Here is a 25,486-nt window from a genome sequence, read left to right as displayed (position 1 = left end):
TCTTGACGGGGGTAGTATGGAAAAATATTATGCCAAGGTGTCATTGTCCGCTATTTGTCTGGGCGTCTTGTGTGCATTGAATATGGCCCAGGCAACCGCGCCGGCATTATCCGCTCAAGGAGAAGGGCGTCTCGATATCGTTGCCTGGCCCGGATATATCGAACGGGGTCAAAGCGATAAAAACTACGATTGGGTCACGCAGTTCGAACAGGAAACCCGCTGCCAGGTCAATGTCAAAACCGCGGCGACTTCGGATGAAATGGTCAGCCTGATGGCGAAAGGCGGATACGATCTGGTGACGGCCTCCGGCGACGCCTCGCTGCGACTGATCTATGGCAAGCGCGTTCAGCCGATTGAGCCGGCCGCCATCCCTAACTGGAATAGTATCGACCCGCGGCTGATCAATGCGCCGTGGTACACGGTCGGCGGCAAAGTCTACGGCACTCCGTATCAGTGGGGTCCTAACCTGCTGATGTATAACACGAAGGTCTTCCCGTCTCCGCCGGAAAGTTGGTCGGTGGTATTTACCGCGCAGGCGTTGCCCGACGGTAAGACGAATCAGGGGCGGGTGCAGGCTTACGACGGCCCGATTTACATTGCCGATGCGGCGTTGTACCTGAAAAACACCCAGCCTGAGCTGGGTATTTCCGACCCTTATCGACTGACGGAGCCCCAGTATCAGGCGGCTCTAACGCTGTTACGCAGCCAGCATGCGCTCATTCATCGCTATTGGCACGACACTTCCGTTCAGATGAGCGACTTCAAAAATGAGGGCGTGGCGGCATCGAGCGCCTGGCCGTATCAGGCGAATGCGCTCAAAACCGAAGGTCAGCCGATTGGCACCGTATTGCCAAAAGAGGGCGTGACCGGGTGGGCGGACACCACCATGCTGGCATCGGACGCCAAACATCCGGTGTGCGCTTACAAATGGATGAACTGGTCGCTACAGCCCAAAGTACAGGGCGATGTCGCCGCCTGGTTCGGCTCCGTACCGGCTGTGCCGGTCGCCTGTAAAGACAATGCGCTGCTGGGGGCTGAAGGGTGTAAAAATAACGGCGCAACGCAGTTCGATAAAATCGCATTCTGGAAAACGCCGCAGTCAGAAGGCGGGAAATACGTCCCTTACAGCCGTTGGACGCAGGATTATATTGCCATCATGGGCGGGCGTTAACTTCAACGGATGAAGAGAAAATAACAAGGGACTTTCAGTCGGCGAAATGAAATTCATTATTTCTCGGCGGAGAGGGGCATCCTTCGTCTTTTTCTAATTCAAATCACATCCGTTATTTTTTTGCCATTTTTGTTTGGTTTTAGATTGGGTTTTTATTTCCGAGATAAATAATCCGGCCTGCCAGGAGTTTATTATGCCCAACGCTGTGGAGTTTATTGACGTATCCCGACTTTTTGGGAATGTGCGTGCCGTGGACCATGTTTCCATCGAGATAAAAGAGGGTGAATTCTTTTCCATGCTCGGTCCGTCTGGTTCAGGAAAAACCACCTGTCTGAGACTGATCGCCGGCTTCGAACAAAGTTCCTCGGGTTCCATCCGTATTCACGGACGCGAAGCTACCGGGCTGGCGCCTTATCAGCGTGATGTGAACACCGTTTTTCAGGATTATGCGCTGTTTCCGCATATGACCGTGCTGGACAACGTGGCTTACGGGCTGCGTGTAAAGGGCATGGGGAAAAGCGAACGTCGCGCCCGAGCGCAGGAGGCGCTGGAACGGGTGGCGCTCGGATTTGTGGCGGCGCGAAAACCGGCTCAGCTGTCCGGCGGGCAGCGTCAGCGCGTGGCGCTGGCGCGCGCGTTGGTCAACCAGCCTAGCGTGCTGTTGCTCGATGAGCCGCTCGGCGCGCTGGATCTCAAATTGCGCGAACAGATGCAGGGCGAACTCAAGACGCTCCAGCGCCAGCTCGGCATCACTTTTATCTTCGTGACGCACGATCAGAGCGAAGCCTTGTCGATGTCTGACCGGGTGGCGGTATTCAATAACGGCCGCATCGAGCAGGTGGATACGCCGCGCGAGCTGTATATGAATCCCAGGACGCCGTTTGTGGCGGAGTTTGTCGGCACGTCCAACGTGTTGTCGACCGATCAGGCGTTGCGGCTGACCGGCGCGGCGGAACGTTTCGCCGTTCGCCCGGAACACATCCGCCTGCTGGATCCCATGTCGGGCGGTGGCGCTGAGGATATTTGCGTCTCGGCGCAGATTAAGGATATTCACTATCTGGGCGCCGCGACCCGCTACGAGCTGATGCTGGAGACTGGCGAGCGCCTGCTGGCGAGCGAAACCAACCATCAGCGCGTCGCCGCTCAGCCCGCCAGGACGGTCGGCCAACCGCTCATCGCCTGTTGGGCGCGTAACGCTATGATCGCGTTGCAGGAGGTGGGCTGAGATGACGACCGCAGACAGCTTGCTTCCCGCCGTCCGTCGAGGTGCGCTGCATCGACTGTTCGACTTCTTCTATCGTCGTCCGGGCTGTTATCTGGCGCTGCTGCTGGCGCCGCCGCTGCTGTGGTTCGGGACGGTCTATCTGGGCTCGCTTCTGACGCTGCTGTGGCAAGGGTTTTATACCTTTGACGATTTCACAATGACGGTGTCGCCGACGCTGACGCTGGCGAACATCGCGGCGCTGTTCAGCCCGACGAATTACGACATTATTGCGCGCACGGTGGCGATGGCGGTGTGCGTCACGCTGTTCAGCGCCGTGCTGGCGTTCCCGATCGCTTATTACATGGCGCGCTACACGCGGGGTAAGCAGAAAGCCTTTTTCTATGTCGCGGTGATGATGCCCATGTGGGCCAGCTATATCGTCAAGGCCTACGCCTGGACGCTGTTGTTATCGCGGGATGGCGTCATTCAGTGGTTTCTGCGTCACCTCGGGCTGGAAGGCGGCTTGAATAGCCTGCTGCTGCTGCCCGGCATTGGCGGGAGTACGCTGTCGACTTCCGGGCTGGGGCGCTTTTTGGTGTTCGTCTATATCTGGCTGCCGTTCATGATCCTGCCGATCCAGGCGGCGCTGGAACGTCTGCCGATATCGCTAATTCAGGCGTCGGAGGATTTGGGCGCGCAGCCGCGACAGACCTTTCGCTACATCATCCTGCCGCTGGCGGTGCCGGGCATCGCGGCGGGCTCCATCTTCACATTCTCACTCACGTTGGGCGACTTTATCGTGCCGCAGCTGGTGGGGCCGCCAGGCTATTTCATCGGCAATATGGTTTATTCGCAGCAGGGGGCCATCGGCAACCTGCCCATGGCGGCCGCGTTCACGCTGGTACCCATTGTCCTGATTGCGATTTACCTCTCTGTGGTGAAACGATGGGGGGCCTTCGATGCACTCTAAACGCGCGCCGTTACCGCTCCGGCTGGCGGCCTGGGGCGGACTGCTGTTTCTGCACGTTCCGCTGCTGATCATCGCTATTTACGCGTTCAATACCGAAGAGGCGGCGTTTAGCTTTCCGCCTAAAGGCTTCACGCTCCACTGGTTCCATCTCGCGGCGGAGCGGCGGGATATTTTCGAGTCCGTCAGCCTGTCGTTGCAGATCGCCTGTCTGTCCACACTGATTGCGCTGGTGCTGGGCACGCTGGCCGCGGCCGCGCTGTATCGTCAGGACTTTTTCGGTAAGAACGGCATCACGCTGATGTTGATGCTGCCGCTGGCGCTGCCGGGCATTATCACCGGTCTGGCGCTGCTGGCCGCTTTCCACGCGGCGGATATCGAGCCCGGCATGATGACGATCGTCATCGGCCACGCCACGTTTTGCATTGTGATTGTGTTCAACAATGCCATCGCTCGGTTTCGGCGCATTTCTCACTCTCTGATCGAGGCGTCGATGGATCTGGGCGCCGATGGCTGGCAGACCTTCCGATACATCGTGCTTCCCAACCTGGCGACGGCGCTGCTGGCCGGCGGGATGCTCGCCTTCGCGCTGTCCTTTGATGAAATTATCGTCACGACGTTTACCGCAGGCCATGAGCGCACCTTGCCTATTTGGCTGCTGAATCAGCTGGGGCGGCCGCGCGACGTGCCGGTGACCAACGTTGTGGCGCTATGCCTGATGATCTTGACCATGATCCCGATCCTCGGGGCCTGGTATCTCACAAAAGAAACCACAGAGGTGTCCGGCGATGGCAAATAGCCCGCAGGCCGCCGCAAAGAAACATCACAGCGTGCGTGCTGTGATGAGAAACAATGACTGAGGACAAAATGATGCAGACAAACATGGTGATCAACGGACATCTAGTCGCCGGCGAAGGCAGTCTCCTGCCTGTCTATAACCCGGCGACGGGAGAGGAAATCGCGCACATTGCTCAGGCGTCCCCGGCGCAGATCGCGCGGGCGGTGGAAAGCGCCGATCGAGCTTTCGCATCGTGGGGACAGACCACGCCGAAAACGCGCGCGGAGTGCCTGCTGCAGATTGCGGACTGCATCGAACAGAACGCGGAGACCTTCTCTCGCCTGGAGTCGCTCAACTGCGGCAAGCCGTATCACGCCGTACTGAACGATGAGATCCCGGCGGTAGCGGATGTCTTCCGCTATTTCGCGGGCGCCTGTCGCTGTATGAACGGGATGGCCAGCGGAGAATATCTGGAGGAACACACGTCGATGATCCGCCGCGATCCGCTTGGCGTCGTTGCCTCTATCGCGCCCTGGAATTATCCGCTGATGATGGCGGCCTGGAAGCTGGGCCCGGCGCTGGCGGCGGGCAACTGCGCTGTCATTAAACCCTCGGAGCAGACGCCGCTGACGACGCTGAAGCTGGCCGAACTGGCGATGGGCATTCTGCCCGGTGGGGTGCTGAACGTGGTATTCGGCGACGGACCTACCGTCGGCGATGTCCTGACCTGTCATGACAAAGTGCGGATGGTGTCGTTGACCGGCTCTATTCCGACCGGGCAGCACATCATTCGCCATACCTCGTCCACCGTAAAACGTACGCATATGGAACTGGGCGGCAAAGCGCCGGTCATCGTCTTTGACGACGCGGATATCCCGGCGGCGGTAGAGGCGATCCGCAACTTCGGCTTCTACAATGCCGGACAGGACTGTACCGCCGCCTGTCGTGTCTATGCCCAGAAGGGGATCTACGGTCGGCTGGTGGCGGCGTTGGGCGAGGCGATTGCCTCACTCAAGGTGGGGTCTCCGGAGGATGAAACCACGGAACTGGGGCCGTTGATCACCGCCGCGCATCGCGACCGCGTGGCTGGATTTGTCGAACGGGCGAAGGCGCTGCCGCATATTTCGGTGGTGACCGGCGGGGCGAAAGTCGCGGGCGCGGGGTATTACTTCCAACCAACGCTGCTGGCCGGGGCGTTGCAGGAGGATGAGATCGTCCAGAAAGAGGTGTTCGGGCCGGTGGTCAGCGTGACGGAGTTTGATGACGAAGATCAGGTGCTGGCGTGGGCCAACAGTTCAACCTACGGGCTGGCCTCCTCCGTCTGGACGCGGGATTTAGGCCGGGCGCATCGCCTGAGCGCGCGACTGCAGTACGGCTGTACCTGGGTGAATACGCATTTCATGCTGGTCAGCGAAATGCCGCATGGGGGCCAGAAACAGTCCGGTTACGGCAAAGACATGTCGATGTACGGGTTGGAGGATTATACGGTCGTACGACACATCATGATTAAACACTGACGGAAGGGCGGGCGCCCATCGGGACGCCCGCCGAGGTTTCTCAGACATTATCCAAATTGATGCCGCGCGTTTTCGGCCCCCAGACGCCCACCGACAGCATCACCATCAACATACTGAATACGATGAAGATCACGACGCTGACACTGCCCACATGCTGTAACAACAGCCCGATCAGGATACTGGTGAACGCCGTCGACAGCCGGCTAAACGAGTAACAAAAGCCGACGGCCCGCGCGCGAATGCGCGTCGGAAAAATCTCGGCCTGATAGGCGTGGTAGCTAATTGTCAGCCAGGCGTTGGAGTAGGTGATGAGGAAGCCGCAGGCGATGAGCAGCAGCGGGTGCGTCTGCTGGGTGAACAGCAGGCCGAAGATTACGGTCATCAAACATGAACCGACTATCTGCCATTTATGCTCGAAGCGTCCTACATACAGGCTGCACAACAGACAGCCGATGGGATAGGCCAGCGTGATGAAAAAGGCGTAAAACAGGCTCTGGGTAATCCCCGCGCCTTGCCCGGACAGTAGCGACGGCAGCCAGTTGCCGAAGCCAAAGAACCCGATGGATTGGAAGAAGTTCATGGCGACCAGCATCAGCGTGCGCTGACGATATGCTGGCGCCCAGATTTCGCGGAATCTGCCGCGCGGAGCCGGCTTCTGCGACGTATTCTTCGCGTGTACATAATGGCTCTGCGGCGTCATGCCGCAACGTTGCTCCATATCGCATAACACCTGATGGGCTTCGTCATGTCTTCCTTGCTGCGCCAGCCAGCGGGCGGACTCGGGCAGGTTTTTGCGCAGCACCCAGATCAAGATCGAACAGGCGGCGCCCGCGATAACGACCCAGCGCCAGCCGCTGATCTCGAAAAAGGTGTGAGGCACCAGCCACCAGGACATCAGCGCCACCGTCGGCACCGAAAGAAACTGAATAAAGAAGGCGAAGGCGAACGCTTTGCTACGCAAAGAGGTCGGCATCCATTCGCTGAGATAGGCATCAATGGTCACCAGTTCAATACCGAGCCCGATACCGACCAGAAAACGGCACAGGATGACGCCTTCTGCGCTGCTTTGCATCGCCATCAGGAAAGAGAGCGCACCGTACCAGGCCAGCGCGTACATGAAGGTCATCTTGCGACCCAGCCTGTCGGCCCACGGCGCCAGGAGGCTGGCGCCGACGAACAGGCCCAGAAACGTGGCCGATGCAAAGCTGGCCTGATCGGTAATGTGGAACAGGCCGGCTTCGCCTACGTGAAAAATATGTTCGGCGACCAGTCCGCTGCTGATGTATGCCGTTTGAAAGAGGTCATAGAGTTCGAAAAATCCCCCGAGCGAAAGCAGGGCGATAAAACGCCAAAGCCCTGCGGAAGAGCGTAGTCGGTTAATACGCGAGGCGAGATCGAAACCGGCGTGCGCGTCGTCGTCGGCGTCCAATGGGGTGCTGGGGGTGTGCATGTTGTGTCTTCCTTATCACGATAAATGCGTTATGCGGATTGATTCAGACGGCGACAGGTATCGCCTTGAGCGTCCAATATGGCCTCGTCCGGGTTAGCGAGGCGGGAACACCTCTTGGGCACATAGCGGGTCATCATAAGATGCCGCACCGACGCTCGCCAGTCTGGCGTGAGTGTTGGGGGATGACGCCGCCCATATTAATAAGCTTTTGCTATTCGTGTCCGCAGAAAAAGTTCTTAATATGAAAACCTCTTTTGACGTTTAGCCGAAGGGTCCGCAGGTGTTGACGGGCGTGAACGGGTTTTCAACGTCAGGCCGTTCCCACGGCTTCTCTCTAGACAAGGAACTGCTATGTTCAACTCCGAAGATGCCATCACCTGCGCGACGCTGATTCGCCAAAAACGACCGGATTTTAAGCCGAACGCGGCGTTGATTCTCGGCTCTGGTCTCGGCGAGCTGGCCGACGCTATGACCGACATCGTTGAATTCGACTACGCCGAACTGCCCGGTTTCCCGGTCAGTAGCGTGGAAGGCCATGCAGGCAAGCTGGTGGCGGGCTACCTGGAAGGTGTTCCCGTTTTATGCATGAAAGGCCGTGGCCATTACTACGAAGGCCGGGGCATGACGGTGATGACGACCGCCGTGCGGACGTTCCGGCTGTTGGGCTGTGAGTTCCTACTGGTGACGAGCGCGGCGGGATCGCTGCGTCAGTCGGTGGCGCCCGGCCGGTTAGTGGCGTTGACCGACCATATCAACTTCATGCCGGAATCGCCGCTGGTGGGTGAGAATGACGAACGCTTCGGGCCGCGGTTCTTCAGCTTGGCCAATGCCTATGACAGCGAGTTGCGCGGGGAGCTGCATCAGGTCGCCACCCAATTGGGGATCGATCTCGCCGAGGGCGTGTTCGCCGGGTACACCGGTCCTAACTTCGAAACGCCAGCGGAAATTCGCATGATGAAAAGGGTGGGATGCGATGTGGTGGGGATGTCGGTGGTCCCCGAGGTTCTGGCCGCGCGCCACTGCGGTTTGAAGGTGCTCGCAGTATCTGCGATGACGAACTATGCCGAAGGGATGTCCGATACGGTGCTGTCGCATGCGCAAACGTTGCGATGCGCGGCGCTGGCCTCCGGGGACTTCATCCGGTTGATCCGCGCATTTTTCAAAGCGCGCGTCGCCTAACGACATCAAGGACTGGCAGGCTTTCTGGCTGACTTTCGCCGGCTACACGCTGGTGTTGGGGATTGTGTTTGGCGTGGCTTTCCGGTATCGACATTCACGTCGCCAGGCCGTTTCTGGGCCGTTGGCCTAACGTGATGCGACGCTGATGCTGTGTGTCGCATTTTACCGTGGTTGAACGGGGGAGCCATTCTGACTAATCCCCTTTTGTTGATGGAAAAAGAGGAGACTTGGCGGGTCCGGGAATTTGCGAGAGGCGCGGATACCCCGCCGTCGTAGCGACTGGCGCAGGGCAAAAATCAACCGGGCGTGTGAGGAAAAACAGGAATGCGACTGTGAATAAGATCGCGCCATTCCTTGGCGATCTTGTCAGGAATTGATGAGGAACCGGCCTATTGCCTGAACGCTCGGCTCAGGCAGCGGGGGTTAACCTCGGGGCCAAAGGGGCAGCCCGGCGCTTTATAGCGCTCTAGAAAAAGAAACGCGCCGGCCGTTTTCGCCGGCGCGTTTTACAATGGCGACAAAATGTCGCTTTCCCTGGTATTGGCCTTTCTTCTTATGTTAACTAATCTTTCTTTGCAGAAAACTACCGACGGTTTTCATGCATTCTTCGCGCTCTTCGACATGCGGCATATGGCTTGAGTGTTCAAAAATAACCCACTCAACATCAGCGATGCCGTCTGCAAAAGGTTGGATGGTTTCTGGGGATGCTTCGTCGTAACGCCCCGAAATCAAAAGGGTTGGGACGTTGATAGCCTTGACGCGATCGATGATGCTCCAGTCTTTCAAGCTGCCGATAACATGAAACTCGGTCGGTCCATTCATGGCGTGATAAACCGTAGGATCTGCATCGATAGCATCAAAAGTGCGTGTTACCTCTGCCGGCCACGGATTTAAGCGGCAGACATGACGTTGATAAAACACCTGTGATGCTTCGCGATAAGGTTCGCTATCCACTGTTCCCGCCGTTTCATGTTCCAGCAGCGTGGCCTGGACCGCTTCTGGCAATTCGGCGCGCAGTCTCTTGGCGGCCTGCAGCCATAACGGGATAGACGCCGGCGAGTTGGCGATAACGATAGCTTTCAAACCGGTTGGACACCTTACGGCATGTTCTGAAATCAGGATGCCGCCCCAAGACTGACCCAGCAGTGCGTAGTCGTCCTGAATGTTAAGATGTTTTAACAGGTTATCCAGCTCATCAAGGAATAAAGCGATCTGCCAGAAATCGGCTGGTTTTTCCCGTAAGTGCGTCGAACGGCCATTACCTAACTGATCGTAATGAACGACAGGGCGCCCTGTGTTGGCGATATCTTTAAATGAATCAACGTAATCGTGGGTGCAGCCGGGACCGCCGTGGACAACGACCAACGGTGTCATACCATTATGTAAATCACCGGTGATTCGGTACCAGGTTTGATACTGGAGAAAAGGGGCAAAACCTTCGCTGACAGTGTTCATAGATGACGGCCACTCTTATGTCTGTTAAGTCTGGCTTAAGAGTATGTCGCGTCAGCGAAAGCGGAAAGCTAGTAAAATAGATAGTTTTAGCTATCGAGGAGGTGATAGTACATGGCGCGAACGACGGCCTGCACCCGATTATTCGCCCCTAGCTTCTTGGTGGCGTTGTTCAGATGCAGCGTAACGGTCGCGACAGAACGGTTCAGTTTGCGGGCGATCTCTTTCGCCGTCAGACCTTCCGCCGACCACGCCAGGCATTCGCGTTCGCGTTTGGTCAGGTGGACGTACTGACAGGTCATCAGATCTTCGCTGAACAGGGGGAATGCCGATTCCTGGAAGCGGTGAGCAATAAAGGTCAGATCGGACAAGGTACTGCCGATATCCTGTTCTTCATGAGCGCTATTCAAAATGGCGGTTACGGTGGCGAAGCCTCCGCGAGGCAGATGTAAAGGAACGGTCGCGCCGCATGGCATGCCGTTTTCACGCATATAATGCGTGACGCACTCATGTTCTTCGCCGATACGTGAGCGAAGGGGGGTCCGTTCTGGACGTTGATATGACCACACAAACGGCGCACAGGTCTCCAGAGCGTGATGCTGTACGACATCCATCTGAAAGAAACCATTCTCGAACCATTGCAACGGCATGTCTTCCGGCACGTTATTGACACGCAGCAGCGAAGGGTTGATCAATTTCCCATCCATTGTCCGGGGAACCGGAGCGTAGTCATAAATCACCCGGTCGAATCCGAGGTGTAACGTTTGCGCGAACATATGATCAAAAGCGTCGTCCAGCGAAGTCGCTGAACATTTCAACGAGGTAAGCTGAGTAGTCTTATCCATGATTACCCTCCGCAAAATGTAGCCCGTTAAAAAGAGGACGATGGTCGGTACAGTTGCCAGAGCGCATGTTCGGCCTCAACCCGGTCAATAACCAAGCGTAACCTAGCATTTTTACTAAGGCAAAACTAGCATTTTTGCTAACTATTCACGGCCGGTATGATTGGGTAGATTCCCGTCTGTCAGGGGTTTTTGTGATGTTTTGTGTTTTTCTTTCATTAGTAACCCTTATGTTGAATGAAATGAAAAGACAAAAAAGGCATACTATTGAAGTGAATGGTCATTTTTGGGTATGGATACTCGTCATTTTGAAAAATGATGCTTTCACCGACCAGAGCTTCATTCTGGTAAGTCGTTAATCCATAAAAACGACCTGGTAGGCTCCCTAGCAATCGCGTTATTGCGGCCGGTTTCTTCATTTCCGGTCACGCTGCGCGATGCTTGATTTTTGGCTCAACCCGTTTGTGCCAAACCGTTCTTAGCGGTGTCATTAATAGATACGCCAGCATAAACACAGGGAATTAGTATGCATCGTTATCGGTTTATATTATTTAGACCACTGCAATTGCTGCCGGTGCTTTTCGGCATCAGTATCATCACCTTCGCGATGGTGCGAGCGATCCCCGGCGACCCGGCCCGAATTCTTCTCGGCGTGCGTGCCACCCCAGGTGCGCTGGCCCGGGTGCGCGAACAGTACGGCTTAGACCAGCCGGTATGGTTACAGTACTTCTACTTTCTTCGTAATCTGTTTCACGGCGAGCTGGGCAAATCCATCGTTTATAAAGTCGATACCCTGAAAGTCATCGGTTCGCGTATTGAGCCGACGATTTGGCTGATTGCGGGTAGCGTGGTTTTAGCGCTCTTGCTCACCATTCCGCTGGCGTCCTGGGCGGCGCGGCGGCGCGGCAAACTGGCCGATCAGGTGATTCGACTTTTCTCCACCGCCGGTCTGGGTTTTCCCGCTTTTTGGCTCGGCATCATGATGATCCTGTTGTTCAGCATTGAACTGGGTTGGTTCCCGGTGTCCGGTTATGGCCGCGATCTGCTGGATCGCCTGCATCACATGGTGTTGCCTTGCCTGACGGTTGCGTTGGCGCTATCTGCGGTATTGACCCGCAACCTGCGCGCCAGCCTGCTGATGGAAATGAAAAGCGACTACGTGACGGCCGCGCGCGCGCGCGGGCAACCGGAGTCGCGTATTTTCTGGCGGCATATTTTGCCGAATTCGCTGGTGCCGACCATCAATCTGCTGGCGGTTAACATCGGCTGGCTGATCGGCAGCACCGTGGTGATTGAAAGCGTATTCGCTATCCCCGGCATGGGGCAGTTGTTAATCAAGGCCATTTTCAGCCGGGACTATATGGTGGTGCAGGGCGTTGTGCTGGTTTTTGCGTTGGGGACCGTCACGGTTAACCTGATCGCCGACCTGCTCACGGTCGCGCTGGATCCGAGGATCAAACTATGAGTCAGATACCTGTGACGCGGCGGCTGCCGTGGCTGGCGTTTCCCCGCCATCTGGCATTACGCGGCGGCCTGACCATCGTCGGGCTTTGGGCGTTACTGGCCGTGTTCGCGCCGTGGGTCGCGCCGTTCGATCCGATCGCGCAGGACCCCACCGCCAGCTTGATGCCGCCGGGCCTCAGTCACCTGTTCGGCACTGATAACTTCGGCCGGGACATCTTCTCCCGCGTCATCTGGGGCGCGCGCGTTGACCTGCAGATCTGCCTGCTGGGGGTCATCTTTCCCTTTATGATCGGTACCTCGATTGGCGCGTTGTCCGGCTACGTCGGCGGCGTCGTGGACACGCTGCTGATGCGCTGTATCGACATCATTCTGGCGTTTCCGTTTTTGGTGCTGATGCTGTCGATTATCGCGGTCCTGGGGCCGGGATTGGCCAGCTTTTATATCGCGATGGCGATGGTGGGTTGGGTCACGTACGCCCGACTGGTGCGAGCTCAGGTACTGTCGTTAAAGCATCGTGATTTCATGCTGGCGGTGCGCAGTCTGGGATTCAGCCACCCGCGTATTCTCTTCGTTCATTTGTTGCCTAACGCGCTGACCGGCTCTGTGGTCTTCGCCATGTCTGACTGCGTGCTGGTGCTGCTTAATGGCGCCGCGATCAGTTACCTGGGGCTGGGCGTACAGCCGCCGACGGCCGAATGGGGCGTGATGGTGGCCGAAGGGCAAAGCTTCATTACCACCGCCTGGTGGATCACCACGTTTCCCGGGCTGGCGATTGTGCTGTTAGCAATGGGCTTTAGCCTGCTGGCGGACGGTCTGGGCGACCTCTTAGGAGAACGGCCATGACGTTACTGGCGTTATCACATCTAACGGTCGTCAACCGCCAGGGCATTGCGCTGGTGGATGATGTTTCACTCCAATTGCGCGAGGGCGAGATCCTCGGGTTGGTGGGCGAAAGCGGTTCCGGCAAGACGGTGACCTGTCGCGCGATGATGCGGTTGCTCCCCGGAGAAGCGCTGCGCGTTGTCTCTGGCGAAATTAACCTTAACGGACGCGATATTCTCTCGCTGTCGGATCGGGAACTTTCCAGCGTGCGTGGTCGGCAGGTCGGCATGATTTTCCAGAATCCGACCAGCCACCTAAACCCGGTGATGACCGTCGGCGCGCAGATTGCCGAAAGCCGACGTCTGCACTTCGGCGCCAGCCGCCGCGAGGCGAAAGCGCACGCCGTGGCGCTGTTGCGGCAGGTGGGGATCCCTGACCCCGAACGACGGATACACAACTATCCCCATGAATTCTCCGGTGGTATGCGTCAGCGGGCGATGATCGCCGTGGCGCTCGCGTCCGAGCCCAAAATACTGATTGCTGACGAGCCGACGACGGCGTTGGACGTCACGGTACAGATGCAAATCCTGCGGCTGCTCAGCGATTTGCGAGACCGGCTCGGCGTGGCGATTATTCTGATTACGCATGACCTCGGCGTCGTGGCGCAGACCTGCGACCGGATCGCGGTGATGTATGCCGGGCGTCTGTGTGAGCTGGGCCGTAAACGCGAGGTGCTGGCCGATGCCTTGCATCCCTACACGCAGGGGCTGATCGACTGCCAGCCGGTCAGCGCCGGCGGCAGCGGACACATGGCGACCATCAAGGGCCAACCGCCGGTGGCGGAACATTTTCCCGGCGGTTGTCGATTCCATCCTCGTTGTCGTTACGCCACCGAGATTTGCAAAGCGGTACGACCCGATATGTACAGTGAAATGCAGAATCATACGCACGGCGCCGCCTGCCATCACCCGTTCGCCACGCTGAACCACGAGGAGAGTCTATAGTGAGTCCGGTTGAATCTACGGCGCCGCTACTGGCGGCAGACAATCTGCAAGTCAGTTTCCCGGTCGGCGGCTTTCTGTTTAATAAACGGAGTCTGCACGCGGTTAACGGCGTCAGCTTGCATATTCAGGCCGGGGAAGTGCTCGGTTTGGTCGGCGAGTCCGGCAGCGGCAAAAGCACATTGGGGCGAGCGCTGCTCCAACTGGAGCCCGCCGTTGGCGGCCGCGTGTACTTTGACGGCGAGCCGATCACGCCGGGCAGCAAACAGGAAATCGCCCGTTTGCGGCAGCAAACGGCCATGATCTTCCAAGACCCGTTCTCCTCCCTGAACCCGCGTCAGACCATCGGCGACAGCATCGCCGAGGTGCTGCGTGTGCATCACAAGGTGCCGAAATCCGCGATCCAGGAACGCGTGAGAGAACTGCTGATTCTGGTGGGACTAAACCCAGAGCATGGACTGCGTCGGCCCGACGCCCTGAGCGGAGGACAGTGCCAGCGCGCCGGCATTGCCCGGGCGCTGGCCTTGGAGCCGCGGCTGATCGTCGCCGATGAGTGCGTGGCGGCGTTGGATGTCTCCATTCAAGGGCAGATCATCAACCTGCTGATGGACCTGCGGGACAAAATGGGCCTCGCCATCCTGTTCATCGCCCACGATCTGGCGATAGTACGACGCCTGTGCGACCGCGTAGCCGTCATGTATTTGGGGCGCATTGTCGAGTCGGGTCCGGTCGAGGCGGTGTTTACCCATCCGCGCCATCCTTATACCGCGGCGCTGATCACGGCCATTCCGGAAATCGATCCCGACCGGCCGCTGCCCGCCCATCCTCTTTCAGGCGAACCGCCCAGCCCGCTAGCTTTGCCGCGTGGCTGCGCGTTTCACCCGCGTTGCCCCTATGCGTTGTCGCGCTGCCAGCATGGCGCGCCGCCAGAGACCCGACATATTGTCGGTCATACCTTCGCCTGCGTGTTGGACGACAAAGGCGAACAAGCCATTAATCCGTTAAATGAGGGAATGTTTGATGAAGCGTAAATACTTAAAGGTTGCAGCTGCCGGGCTTTTGCTGGCGGCTTGTGTGGCAAGTGAGATGGCGCAAGCGGCAGGCGTGCTGACGATTGGACGACGTGAGGACAGCACCAGTTTCGACCCGATTAGAACCACGCAGAATGAAGACAACTGGGTGTTCTCCAACGTTCTTGACCGTCTGATCTGGGTGGATAAGACCGGCACCAAACTGGAGCCCGCGCTGGCTGAAAGCTGGACGATTTCTCCGGACGGCAAAGTCTACACGCTGAAAATCCGCGATACGGTATTCTCGGACGGTACGCCGGTGACGGCCAGCGACGCCGCATTTAGCCTGCTGCGCCTGCGTGACAATGAAAATTCGCTGTGGCGCGACCCGTTTATGGTGATGGATAAAGTGGAAGCGCCGGATCCGCGTACGTTGGTGATCACCCTGAAAGCGCCGTCCGTGCCTTTCCTATCTCAGCTGGCTTTGCCGAATGCGTCCATCATTTCTGAAAAAGCAATGAAGGAGATGGGCGAAGAAGCGTTCGCGGAAAAACCAGTCGGCTCCGGCGCATTCAGCGTGAAAGAGTGGCTGCGTGGCGACCGTGTGGTGCTGGTCAAAAATCCGCATTACTGGCGTGCGGACAAGGTCTCTTTGGATGGCGTCGAGTGGCAGACCATTCCGGACGACAACACGCGTATGCTGAAAGTGCAGGCGGGCGAACTGGATGCGGCGATCAACGTTCCGTTCTCGCGTATCGTTTCCCTGCAAAAAGATCCGAACCTGGCTATCCATCTGGATCCGTCAACGCGTGAAGATCATCTGCTGATCAACCACGAACACGGTCTGCTGTCGAAAGTGGAAGTGCGCCAGGCGCTGGACTATGCAATCGACAAGGATGCCATTGTGAAAACCGTTACCTTCGGCTACGGTCAGGTGGCGAACTCGTATATTCCGGCCGGTGCGGTTTACCACTATGCCAACAACCTGAAGCGTCCCTATGACGTGGAAAAAGCCAAGAAAATGCTGGCAGAGGCGGGCGCGTCTCATCTGAAGCTCAACTACGTGGTGAACGCGGGCGATGAAGTGGATGAACAAATTGCTATCCTGTTGCAGCAACAGCTGGCTAAAGCCGGTGTGACCGTTACGTTGCAGAAAGTGGACCCGAGCCAGAGCTGGGGCATGCTGGTATCCGGCGACTATGATATCTCTGTCATGTACTGGACCAACGATGTGCTCGACCCGGATCAGAAAACCACTTTCGTGCTGGGTCACGATGCGAACATGAACTACATGACTCGTTACCACAACGAGAAAGTGAAGGCGCTGGTTGCGGCGGCACGCCTGGAAGTCGATCCTAAAAAACGTGAGCAGATGTACATCGATTTGCAGAAAATCGCGAAAGCCGACGTGAACTGGATCGATCTGTACTACAGCCCGTACCGCAACGTCAGCCGTAAAAACATCAAGGGCTTCTATCAGAACCCGCTGGGCCGCTTCTTCCTCGAAGATACGGTCAAAGAGTAATCTTCCCCCTTACGGCCGGTATCCTGCCGGCCGTCATTCCCAAAGCCGCACGGTGTTCCCTCGTCTTCGCTAGGAGACTGTGGTCTGGTCAATTTTCTTCGCCCGGTTTCCGCGCAATATTCCGCATACTGGGTTCCTTACGGCGTGACGCTAAATGCGTTTTTTATCGCCGCCCGATATCCCGCGCAAGCAGCCGTCATGGGGTTTCTTCTCCGCCGTGGATCTGAACACCAACGTTATCGTTTGAAAAAACGGAACGGAACCGTGCGCGATAGCTCGCCGTTGCCGCTGCCGTTCAACGTTGGCAGGCCCATGTTGGGCGCACCAGTCACCAGCGCGGGGAATGTGCTGTTTTTCGCCGCGACGGCGGACAACTCGCTGTGGGCGTTTAACATCACCAACGGGGTGCGGCTCTGGGAGGCGCGTCTGCCTGCCGGCGGGCAAGCGAGCTGAGGACCTATGCCGTTAACGGCTAGCAATACGTGGTGATTGCCGCCGGGGGCATGGGTCGTTAGTCACCAAACGGAGCGATGACATCACTGCGTATAAATTACCGGGGACAAGTTGAACAGGCGTCACGAATGAGGCCGCCGCCCCGCATAACCGGGGCGGAAAAACGGAAGATTAGCGGTCGGAATTGCTGGTACGAACGGCTTTTTCGAGCTGGGTGACGACGCCTAACCGATGGGCCAGAAGCGTCAGATTGTCTGGGTCGATACCCAGTTTCTGGGCCGCCGCTGAGATATTGCCATGATGTTGATGGAGCGTCCGCTCGATGAGCTGCTTCTGGAAGGCGTTGACCGCCGAGCGCAGATCCTGCTGCGGCGCTTCTTTCGGGGTGAACTGTTGCGGCTCATTGGCCGCAACGTCATGCTGCAGCCTCTCGTGCATATCCAACCCTAGATCTTGCTCGCTGATAGTGACCAGGACTGCGCGTTTAGCCGGGTAAGACCCGAGTCGTCCGGTCGCACGCAGCGTGGCGCGGCTGAGGGTTTGTTCCAACTCGCGCACGTTGCCCGGCCACGCGTAGCGGGACAGCGTCGTTTGCGCCGTGGGTGACAGCTGTAGCCCTTTCAGCCCCATGCGATTGCGGTTTTGTGCGACAAATGAATTCGCCAGCTGAGGTATGTCCTGCTGACGTTCTCGCAGCGCCGGAACATGAATGGGGAACGCACACAATCGATGATAGAGATCGGCGCAAAATATGCCGGACTGAACTTCCGCGAACAGGTTGCGATTTGTGGCGGCGATGAGTCGAATATTCACGTTATGTGGGTTAGACGAGCCGATGCGCCGCGATTTTCCGTTCTGCAATACGCTGAGCAGTTTGGCCTGCGTTTCCTGTGAAAGCTCGCCGATTTCGTCGAGAAAGAGTGTGCCGCCGTTGGCGAGTTGAAATTTGCCGCGGCGGTCTGAAGCGTCTCCCGAAAACGCGTCGCGCACGTGGCCGAAGAGGACGCTCTCCAGAACAGGGGCGGGGAGGCCGGCACAGTTGATCACGATGAACGGCGCATTGGCGCGACGAGACCGCGCATGCAGCCGACGAGCGACCAAATCTTTACCCGCCCCGGTCTCGCCGGTGATGAGCACCGTCATATCGCTGGAGGCGACCAATTCAATATCATCCATCAGCAACTGAAAGGAGTCGCTGCTGCCGGTGAGTTCGTCGTGTCCATTGACCGCCGTCAGGCGAAAGGCTTCGGCGCGCAGGTTTTCGCTTTGCAGCGTAGACTTAAGCCGATCAACCTGGGTACTAGCCGACAAGGTCGCGGAGGCTATCTCGCCGAATATCTCCAGGGTTTTAAGCGCATCGGCGGAGAATGCTTGGCCGTCAAACGCATGCAGCGTCAGCAATCCCCAGATGTGCTGATCCAGACGCAAAACGCAGCTGAGGGTGTCGGTCTTGATCGCCGGGCTCCGGTCGCTCTCGTACAGGCCGACGAAGGGATCTGGCGCCCCGCTATCCGGCGGAAAGCGCATCACGTTGGCGGTAGCGAGCATCGCAGCGAAGCGCGGGTGTTCGTCTAGAATGAAACGGCGTCCCAATGCGTTGTCATGAAGACCTTGCGTCGCCACCGGGGTCAATTCTTCGCCTTTCAACCGCAGCAGCGCGCAAGCGTCCGCCGGAATCAAGAGGTGCAGCGAATGGAGCAAGCGTTGATAACGTACTTCACACGGTATCTCTCGCGAGAGATCCGCAACCTGCGGCACCAGCGCATTCAACAACTTCAACATCTGAGTCAAAAAAACCCTCTCTTCAATATAACCGGTGTCTTTTTCACTTAAAGTTTAGACCCGATTTAGCCGGGTGCCATTGAGATTGCGGCTTTCAGCGCTTCGTGTTCGAATGATAACCAGCAGCAAATATCAGGCACTAATGTTGAACGTGGGAAGGTCATCTGGACGCGTAAGCGCGCTCCGCGACTGGAAGCAGAAAGCGGCGTGAGTGACGGAGTCATACGGCTTAAAGGATCTATTGAATACTGATTCCACGTGGATGATGAATTCTTGGTGGCGTTATTCTTATTTTAATGTGTTTTCCATTTATCACCGTGTCTTCTCTCCACTCGCTGGTTATTAAATGGCATTTAAATAAAGGATAAACGAAATGTTTATTTCGTATTTTTCCGCTTTATTATTCGTCGAATTCGGAGATTAAGTAATAATGACTATATTCGAAAAAATACATTATCAGTAATTAACAATTCTCCGTTAAAAATCATAGTGTATATATTAGCGAACTACATTTATAAATATATCAATCTGAGGTTGAGTATCATTTAATTTTAACCATATGATAGTTAGTAGTTTTCAGTACATCTACTCCGAAGATGCGGCGGTATTGAAATTTGAGGGGGTAAAGATTTACGCAGTATTTTGAAAATTTACCTATCACTTTTCTCTTTATTTATTTTATGATGTTCCCGACGTACTGAACTGCGCTGGTATCGGTTCTGTTATCAAGTATTACTTAACTCCGTGAGCAATAATAAAAACGCGAAATTGAGTCATGAATAAACCAGCCCCTGGAATCCTGAGGGTGTATTGTCTCTTATTCGCTGTTGTTTCGAGTGATAGTGATGTTTTGCTCGAAATGGTTATCCAAAATAATGGTTATTAAGAATATAGTCAGGTTCGCAAGAATTAATTCCTGGCTGTGTCGTCAAGGATAATCTTATCGGTGATGCCGGTTGCGACAGTGCTAAGTCGTGAGGCATCACACGAGTCTTCAGTTGTCGGCCGCCGGCAGCGTTTTTTTTGTCGGCGTTTTTTTATTCTTTGAACGCGTGTAGCCGCCCGAGCTGCGCGCGTTTTTTTTCAACTGAAAAAGTAAAAGGTCGGGAAGTGCTCGATAAGATGATGAATTATCTAGGATGTTATCCTTAGATGTTGCCGGGGTAATGTGATGAAACGACCGATTTATAGCTTGCGTCGCCGTGCTCATATGTGTGACGGAAGCTATAGTGCGATGAGCCGAGTCTCCGTCTGGTCATAATTGTGCTCCTTACCATCGCTGACGGTGTTATCATCATGCCCTATCGTTTAGCTCCTCTCTTCTCCCGCGCTCGCAGGCGTTGAAATTCCTGAACACCCACTACTCTTGGCTGGCTGCTCATTCTCAATAACCATTGTCTTCCGATGAATCTTGTATCGAACACGGTATTTTAGCCACCAAGACTCCAGCATTATTTGCGAGGCTAAGCGACCCATCAATGACGTAGTTATCTTCAATGTGAAAATAATGCCTGGATCTGTTTCAGGGAGTTGGAATGCTAAAAAAACCCGTGCTGTATTTAATGAATGAACGTCATTTTCTATCGAAGTGTCTGTTATTTTATGAACACCCTTAGGTGGTGTTGTTTTTTGAGTGTTCATCGAACTAGGATAAGCGTTGGGTAAGTCATTGTTGAGCACTTTTTTAGGAGGTAATGATTTTTTTCCTTTTTTTGTGTCGGGGGAATAGGGTTGTTGTGAACAACGAAGATGAAAGGCTAACTTTTATTTCAGCTTTATGTTTTTCGTGTATATAAGATTGGCGTTTTCAAGGGAAGTCAAACCCTGTAAGTGAATATCTTATTATTTACAGGTATTCTTGTTTTTTGAAGTAAGGAGATGATGATCTTATGTGTTGACTATCCGGGGATGTTTATGAGGGCATATCGTGAGAAGAATTTTTCAGTTTAAATAATTATTTTTTCTCTGCTATCGACTTTTTACCTTGTATGATGGCCGAGTTTTTCAATAGTGAAACGGGACATCATAATCCCTCTCAGGGTAATAGCATGCCGGAGGAGCCTAATAGGCGAAAATATGCCAGAGAAGCAATGCAGGGCTATCTCTGTTTCGAAAGGACACAAAAGGTATTCATTGAAACTATTCAAAGGCGATTGAGTTGAGTGAGCAGCGGGATATGGGTGAATAACTCATTATTTTATTCTTTATGTCATTGTAAATATTAGTTTTTTATATATTTCCTCGCGACAGGGGCTCTTTTTTGGCTGGATATCCTCTTGATTTAAATGAAAGTCAAACAATTAACATAGAGCATGCGCGACAATAAAGAGAGCGAACAATAAATTAACATGGGTATTCATTTGAATCTTGTGGTGATCCATTTTCCCCCCGTGAGTGATTTTTATCCGCTGATTTATATCTAAACTCTTTGGTGTGGGCGTTATTAAGGTTTCTTTCATGGCGTCATTATAAGTTTTTTTAAAATCTCTTAGGAGGTAACACACGTTTTCGAGAGTAAATCCAACAATATTGATTTTTGATTTTACTTAGTTTAGGCCAAAAATAAGCCAGTAAAATGTATTGATAAGTCTACGCACTATGTGTGTGCAACTATAAATATAATACAGAATAGGTAGCCACTAAGTAAAAACCCTGAGTCTTGAACCCATTAAGAAAATGCGTATTTCTCTGGTTGTTTTTCGTTCATCTATAAAAAGTTAAATATCTTGCCATCGAACGGTATATGCAGGCGGCATAGGTGTTTTTTGTTTTTATTTAAAAAGGTTATTCGAATGATTAGTCTGCTGCAATCCATATCTCGTCTGACAAAAATACTTTCTCCCCACAGGCAACTGGCCCAACCCACTGAGGTGGTTAAGGGAAAGCGCAGATATCATTTCCATGTTGCAGAGACTCGGCTGATTTATTTTATCGAGGAAGGCGAGTTTCTAATGAAAAGCGCTAAAGACAACCGAGTGCTGTGTGTGCTGTTGGCACCCTGTATTGTCGGTTGGTCTACCGCAATTTACGGCGCAAACGAGGTTTATATTGAAAGAATCGATTATGGGAAAATTTCCTGTTTATCTTTCGATACCGCGTTACGCGTGGTGACGGCCTATCAACGGTTCGATGATGTTCTCAATATAGTTAACTACCATTTTAATTCGTTGCTAAATTATTGCGTTGATAACGGTGGTGATTCGGTTTCTGTCGTTAAAAAAATGTTGGCCGCGCTGGAACGTTTGCCTCCCGACGTGAGAAAACGCTTTACCGTGTTGTCTTTCATCAGTCAGCGAACTTCTCTCTCCAAAAGCACGATCCTGCGCGTGATTAAGAAGCTACAGGAGGAAGGCTCTCTCACTATGTCGCATGGAAGGCTGGACAGCTTTTCCCCTTCGGAACCGTTGCGTTGTGACTCGCCCAGCGCAACGGTTACCAGCGATGATACTACTGATAATTGAGTGAAAACCTGGCGTAGCCGTTGGCTGAACCGGCGTAACGGTGCCGCCTGTCGCCACATATTGGCCGTAAAACACCAAACACCAGTGATGCGTTGTTGGTGTTGCTGGAGAGCATATACGCTCGCTGTTTTGGCCAAACGAGATGCGATGGCGGTCTGTATTCAGAATGGTGATGCCCAGGTTCGTAGCGCTGCTGGGCTGTTCAGGGCAAGCCGCGTGCTGTCGGAGCTGTTCGCCGTCTTGCAAACATCACCTGCACGCCGGCCGCGCAGATTGATCAGGAAACGCTTCGCGGCGGAAGTGATGCCGGTCGTTGAGAACGGTTCGGCAGCCAGGTTGCCAAGGTCGACCGTTTGCTCCTGCGACGCTTGATTCACGCTACAGCTGTTGTCGACATTCGTGGCGGTGAGCGTGACATCGGCACTCGCCGCATCCTCAAGCGTAAACGGCAGTACGCTGAATAGATCATTCGGATAGAGTGGGCTGTCGCTGCTGTTGGTGATCACGAAGCCAACGTTCGCGTTGTCGGAGACGATAGCGTTCCCTGATATTGTTTCACCCTGAATGCGCATCGATTCCATTGCACTGAATCGACATGTTTCGGGTGACAGGATTGACGCCGTCAGGCTTCACGCTCGCTGTTTCTCCCCCCGTTCAGCCATAGTTGACCTGCCGGTAATCGCGGTTGTAGTGGTAGCCGATATGGCTATTGCTGTAGGCGCCCTGATAGTTCAGGTTGCCGCTGCCGCTGATGTTGCAGCAAATGCCGAGAAGTCAGTAGATAGCAGAGAGGCCCCAATGAAAGCGTCGAGTAATATTTTATGCATCAGTTACGATTCCTCATTACTTATAGCCACGCTAATTGGTCATCAATTAAGAGGGTATTACCGCTACAAATATTTCTCTTCTGCCAGCTCTCTCCGGATTGGCAATAAAAAGGTAACGGCTTTATTGCCTCAGTCAGGCCAACGTGACGGAGAAAAAATTGCTGAGGCAGAACTTCCTGTTGCTCCACTTCAGTATTATCGAGAATGACTTTTGCAGGTGAATACAGCCTAAAAGAAAAAAATAAGTATAAACAAATAGTTAGTTTAGAATCTTTTGCCATAAAGAAAAGTTGAATAGCATATGATGCACTTATATCAATCTATTGCTTTGCTGAAAGAATGAATAATGTGAAAATTGAGCGGGGAAAGGGTAAATAAGTGAATGCATTTGTAAAGAGTGTTTTTAATATGTTAAATGGCGGCAAGTAACACCGTTTTTAATTAATGGGGGAGAATCAATTAAACGCTTTGGCTTATTTTTATAGGGACAGTACTTGAGCGTAAATATCTAATTCGATATCTATCATTTGGGGGATGAATAATTGCATGATGTATGGACGCCAGATAATCTGATCGCAAACCGCGTTAAATCAGGCTGGTGAGCTGCGGGCAATGAGGTCGGCAACGACGGCGCAACGTCTCAAAAAGTCTCTCTGTGGATGGAACTTGCGGACGATGCCAAATCCGTCATGACAATCAAAATAAGCGATGGCATCGGCTGTGGATGAATGTGAAAGTTAAAGCGTGTTAAGGAAAAAATATGGCTGTGTTTAAGTTGGTGCTCTTGCGGCATGGTGAAAGCGAATGGAATGATCAAAATCGATTCACCGGGTGGGTCGATGTGCCGCTGACCGACAAGGGACGAGCAGAAGCGCGGCTGGCGGCGCAATTGCTCAGACAGGCAGGGTTTACGTTTGACGCCGCCTGTACTTCGGTGCTGAAGCGCACCGTACATTCGCTGCAAATTGCGCTTGATGAGCTGGGTTTGCAGTGGCTGCCGGTTGAAAAAAACTGGCGTCTGAACGAGCGCCATTACGGCGCGCTGCAAGGCTTGAACAAGGCGGAAACGGCCCAACGGCTCGGCAAAGCGCTGGTGCATCAGTGGCGAAAAAGTTACGACGTTCCGCCGCCGCCGCTCACGTCAATTCACGATCGCTTTTCCGGCTACGATCGTCGTTATGCGCATCTGGCGCCGAGCGAGTTTCCGTTAGGGGAGAGCCTGCGCATGACCGGCGATCGGGTGATGCGTTACTGGCAGACGTCGCTGGTTCCTAGAGTCCGCGCGGGCGAACGCCTGCTGGTGCTCGCTCATCGCAATTCAATTCGGGCGCTGGTCAAGCAGTTGAACCACCTCTCAGACGAGGAGATCAACCGTGCGCAGATCCCTACCGGCATCCCTCTGGTGTATGAATTTGATGAAGACATGCGGGTGCAGCGTTCCTACTTTCTCGGCAGCGATATCGCCCTGATTGAGCGGTGACGTTCATCATCAATGGCATAACGGCGTCCTTCACATTATCGTGCGCCGTTATGTCGAGTTTGGCGTCGGTGATATATTCTGCTTCTTGCTTCTTGCTTCTTGCTTCTTGCTTCTTGCTTCTTGCTTCTTGCTTGCGCCCATCCGACCTAAATTACTGCCTTAGGGTTCCTTTCTTGTGCTCTCTTCCCACTTCCTGAAAATCAGCGCCCGAAACGTTCATAGGCTGAGGGGCGTGTCGTGTGCGATCTATGCTGTCCGCACGTCGCTAGACGACCGGTCTATTTAATGTTACTTTGATGTTATGACTTCGATGAGCAAATCAAAACAGACGCGTCAACAAATCCTCGACACCGGCCGTTTATTGGTGCTGCGTCAAGGGTTTGTCGGCGTCGGGCTAAAAGCGATTCTGGATGCCTGTCAGGTCCCCAAAGGGTCGTTCTACCACTACTTTGCTTCCAAAGAGCAGTTTGGTTGCGCGCTGCTGGCCGATTACGTCAACGAATATCAACAACGTCTGGACACGCTGTTCAGCACTGAAGCGGGCAGCGGTCGCGAGCGGTTAATGCGTTACTGGACCGCGTGGATTGACGATCCCTTGCTGGGCAGTTGGGCCGAACACTGTCTGGTCGTCAAACTGGCTGCGGAAGTCGCTGACCTTTCCGAAAATATGCGGCTGATATTGTGCGACGGCGTGTCGCATCTGGTGGCGCGTATCGCAGAGACGGTAGCCGATGGGCAAGCCGATGGTTCGTTACGCTTAACGCTGTCTCCGACGGAAACCGCGCAAACGCTGTATCAGCTGTGGCTGGGGGCGGCGCTATTATCCAAATTGAGCAAGGATAAAACGCCGTTGCGCCAGGCATTGATCACCACTGAATTACTACTTCCCCCCGCAGGGGGCCTTAGGGACGTCGGAACGGTTCTCGGCGTGCCTTCATCCTCTTTTTAGGAGTCTTGTATGAACATTCTGATGGTATTAACGTCGCACGATCGTCTTGGCAATACCGGCAAGAAAACGGGTTTCTGGCTGGAAGAGTTTGCGGCCCCTTACTACGTATTCAAGGATGCGGGAGCGGCTATCACTTTGGTATCCCCGCAGGG

Annotated in this window: 21 protein-coding genes and 1 pseudogene; 17 read left to right on the top strand and 5 right to left on the bottom strand. The window is 54.5% G+C overall.

Translation table 11 applies throughout. The features are described 5' to 3' along the window. Positions 1 to 16 precede the first annotated feature (16 nt). The 5 genes from ydcS (at position 17) to patD (ending at position 5,637) form a co-directional block, all read left to right on the top strand. On the top strand, positions 17 to 1,171 hold the full coding sequence (gene ydcS / locus AU511_RS08945) for a putative ABC transporter substrate-binding protein YdcS (protein ID WP_094109436.1): 1,155 nt from the start codon (positions 17 to 19) through the stop codon (positions 1,169 to 1,171). A 193-nt stretch (positions 1,172 to 1,364) separates the two neighbouring features. After that, positions 1,365 to 2,396, top strand: a complete 1,032-nt coding sequence (locus AU511_RS08940) for an ABC transporter ATP-binding protein (protein WP_094109435.1) — start codon at positions 1,365 to 1,367, stop codon at positions 2,394 to 2,396. A gap of 1 nt (position 2,397) precedes the next feature. Then, entirely contained in the window at positions 2,398 to 3,345 is a 948-nt protein-coding gene (locus tag AU511_RS08935) for an ABC transporter permease (RefSeq protein ID WP_094109434.1), read from the top strand. Further along, positions 3,335 to 4,141: an ABC transporter permease gene (locus AU511_RS08930; protein ID WP_094109433.1), complete on the top strand. Its 807-nt coding sequence runs from the start codon at positions 3,335 to 3,337 to the stop codon at positions 4,139 to 4,141. The genes AU511_RS08935 and AU511_RS08930 overlap by 11 nt, the downstream gene beginning before the upstream one ends. Before the next feature lie 71 nt (positions 4,142 to 4,212). Next, positions 4,213 to 5,637, top strand: coding sequence for an aminobutyraldehyde dehydrogenase (gene patD / locus AU511_RS08925; RefSeq protein WP_094109460.1), 1,425 nt, complete (start codon positions 4,213 to 4,215; stop codon positions 5,635 to 5,637). Positions 5,638 to 5,677: 40 nt separating this feature from the next. Here the strand turns inward: patD and AU511_RS08920 are convergent, their stop codons facing one another. Continuing rightward, positions 5,678 to 7,087 (bottom strand): MFS transporter, encoded by a 1,410-nt coding sequence (locus AU511_RS08920; protein ID WP_094109432.1) that lies wholly within the window; start codon positions 7,085 to 7,087, stop codon positions 5,678 to 5,680. A gap of 351 nt (positions 7,088 to 7,438) precedes the next feature. Between AU511_RS08920 and xapA the strand changes: the two genes are divergently transcribed. After that, complete coding sequence (gene xapA, locus AU511_RS08915; protein ID WP_094109431.1) at positions 7,439 to 8,266, top strand: xanthosine phosphorylase; 828 nt, start codon at positions 7,439 to 7,441, stop codon at positions 8,264 to 8,266. Positions 8,267 to 8,824: 558 nt separating this feature from the next. Here the strand turns inward: xapA and AU511_RS08910 are convergent. Then, positions 8,825 to 9,721, bottom strand: coding sequence for a proline iminopeptidase-family hydrolase (locus AU511_RS08910; RefSeq protein ID WP_094100119.1), 897 nt, complete (start codon positions 9,719 to 9,721; stop codon positions 8,825 to 8,827). 86 nt (positions 9,722 to 9,807) lie between these two features. Beyond that, positions 9,808 to 10,563, bottom strand: a complete 756-nt coding sequence (locus tag AU511_RS08905) for a LuxR family transcriptional regulator (RefSeq protein ID WP_094100120.1) — start codon at positions 10,561 to 10,563, stop codon at positions 9,808 to 9,810. A 523-nt stretch (positions 10,564 to 11,086) separates the two neighbouring features. Here AU511_RS08905 and AU511_RS08900 point away from each other — a divergent pair. From AU511_RS08900 to AU511_RS08875, 6 genes are all read left to right on the top strand, one after another. Next, positions 11,087 to 12,025, top strand: a complete 939-nt coding sequence (locus AU511_RS08900) for an ABC transporter permease (protein ID WP_094109430.1) — start codon at positions 11,087 to 11,089, stop codon at positions 12,023 to 12,025. Next, a complete protein-coding gene (locus tag AU511_RS08895; RefSeq protein ID WP_094100121.1) occupies positions 12,022 to 12,867 on the top strand; it encodes an ABC transporter permease in 846 nt (281 codons plus the stop codon). The genes AU511_RS08900 and AU511_RS08895 overlap by 4 nt, the downstream gene beginning before the upstream one ends. After that, on the top strand, positions 12,864 to 13,850 hold the full coding sequence (locus AU511_RS08890) for an ABC transporter ATP-binding protein (protein WP_094100122.1): 987 nt from the start codon (positions 12,864 to 12,866) through the stop codon (positions 13,848 to 13,850). The genes AU511_RS08895 and AU511_RS08890 overlap by 4 nt, the downstream gene beginning before the upstream one ends. Further along, on the top strand, positions 13,850 to 14,878 hold the full coding sequence (locus tag AU511_RS08885; protein WP_094109429.1) for an ABC transporter ATP-binding protein: 1,029 nt from the start codon (positions 13,850 to 13,852) through the stop codon (positions 14,876 to 14,878). Before AU511_RS08890 ends, AU511_RS08885 begins: the two co-directional genes overlap by 1 nt. Continuing rightward, entirely contained in the window at positions 14,868 to 16,382 is a 1,515-nt protein-coding gene (locus AU511_RS08880; RefSeq protein ID WP_094100124.1) for an ABC transporter substrate-binding protein, read from the top strand. The genes AU511_RS08885 and AU511_RS08880 overlap by 11 nt, the downstream gene beginning before the upstream one ends. 144 nt (positions 16,383 to 16,526) lie before the next feature. Beyond that, positions 16,527 to 16,835, top strand: a complete 309-nt coding sequence (locus AU511_RS08875) for a hypothetical protein (RefSeq protein ID WP_476738470.1) — start codon at positions 16,527 to 16,529, stop codon at positions 16,833 to 16,835. A 171-nt stretch (positions 16,836 to 17,006) separates the two neighbouring features. Here AU511_RS08875 and norR read toward each other — a convergent pair whose 3' ends face one another. Beyond that, complete coding sequence (gene norR, locus AU511_RS08870; protein WP_094109428.1) at positions 17,007 to 18,617, bottom strand: nitric oxide reductase transcriptional regulator NorR; 1,611 nt, start codon at positions 18,615 to 18,617, stop codon at positions 17,007 to 17,009. Positions 18,618 to 21,409: 2,792 nt separating this feature from the next. On the opposite strand from norR, the gene AU511_RS08865 reads away from it, so the two are divergent. After that, positions 21,410 to 22,078 (top strand): helix-turn-helix domain-containing protein, encoded by a 669-nt coding sequence (locus AU511_RS08865; protein ID WP_094109427.1) that lies wholly within the window; start codon positions 21,410 to 21,412, stop codon positions 22,076 to 22,078. A gap of 161 nt (positions 22,079 to 22,239) precedes the next feature. Here AU511_RS08865 and AU511_RS08860 read toward each other — a convergent pair whose 3' ends face one another. Next, on the bottom strand, positions 22,240 to 22,659 hold the full coding sequence (locus tag AU511_RS08860) for a fimbrial protein (RefSeq protein ID WP_139829361.1): 420 nt from the start codon (positions 22,657 to 22,659) through the stop codon (positions 22,240 to 22,242). A gap of 121 nt (positions 22,660 to 22,780) precedes the next feature. Here AU511_RS08860 and AU511_RS17230 point away from each other — a divergent pair, with 121 nt between their 5' ends. The 4 genes and pseudogenes from AU511_RS17230 to AU511_RS17725 all read left to right on the top strand — a co-directional run. Beyond that, positions 22,781 to 23,113 (top strand): hypothetical protein, encoded by a 333-nt coding sequence (locus tag AU511_RS17230; RefSeq protein WP_139829360.1) that lies wholly within the window; start codon positions 22,781 to 22,783, stop codon positions 23,111 to 23,113. Between the two features lie 552 nt (positions 23,114 to 23,665). After that, complete coding sequence (gene gpmA / locus AU511_RS08855; RefSeq protein ID WP_094109425.1) at positions 23,666 to 24,385, top strand: 2,3-diphosphoglycerate-dependent phosphoglycerate mutase; 720 nt, start codon at positions 23,666 to 23,668, stop codon at positions 24,383 to 24,385. Between the two features lie 310 nt (positions 24,386 to 24,695). Further along, complete coding sequence (locus tag AU511_RS08850; RefSeq protein ID WP_240503799.1) at positions 24,696 to 25,334, top strand: TetR/AcrR family transcriptional regulator; 639 nt, start codon at positions 24,696 to 24,698, stop codon at positions 25,332 to 25,334. A 9-nt stretch (positions 25,335 to 25,343) separates the two neighbouring features. Then, positions 25,344 to 25,486, top strand: a pseudogene (locus AU511_RS17725) (type 1 glutamine amidotransferase domain-containing protein); the annotation flags it as partial.

It is taken from the genome of Lonsdalea iberica (assembly GCF_002111585.1).
Classification (GTDB): Bacteria; Pseudomonadota; Gammaproteobacteria; order Enterobacterales; family Enterobacteriaceae; genus Lonsdalea; species Lonsdalea iberica.
This window is presented reverse-complemented; position numbering and strand designations above follow the sequence as displayed.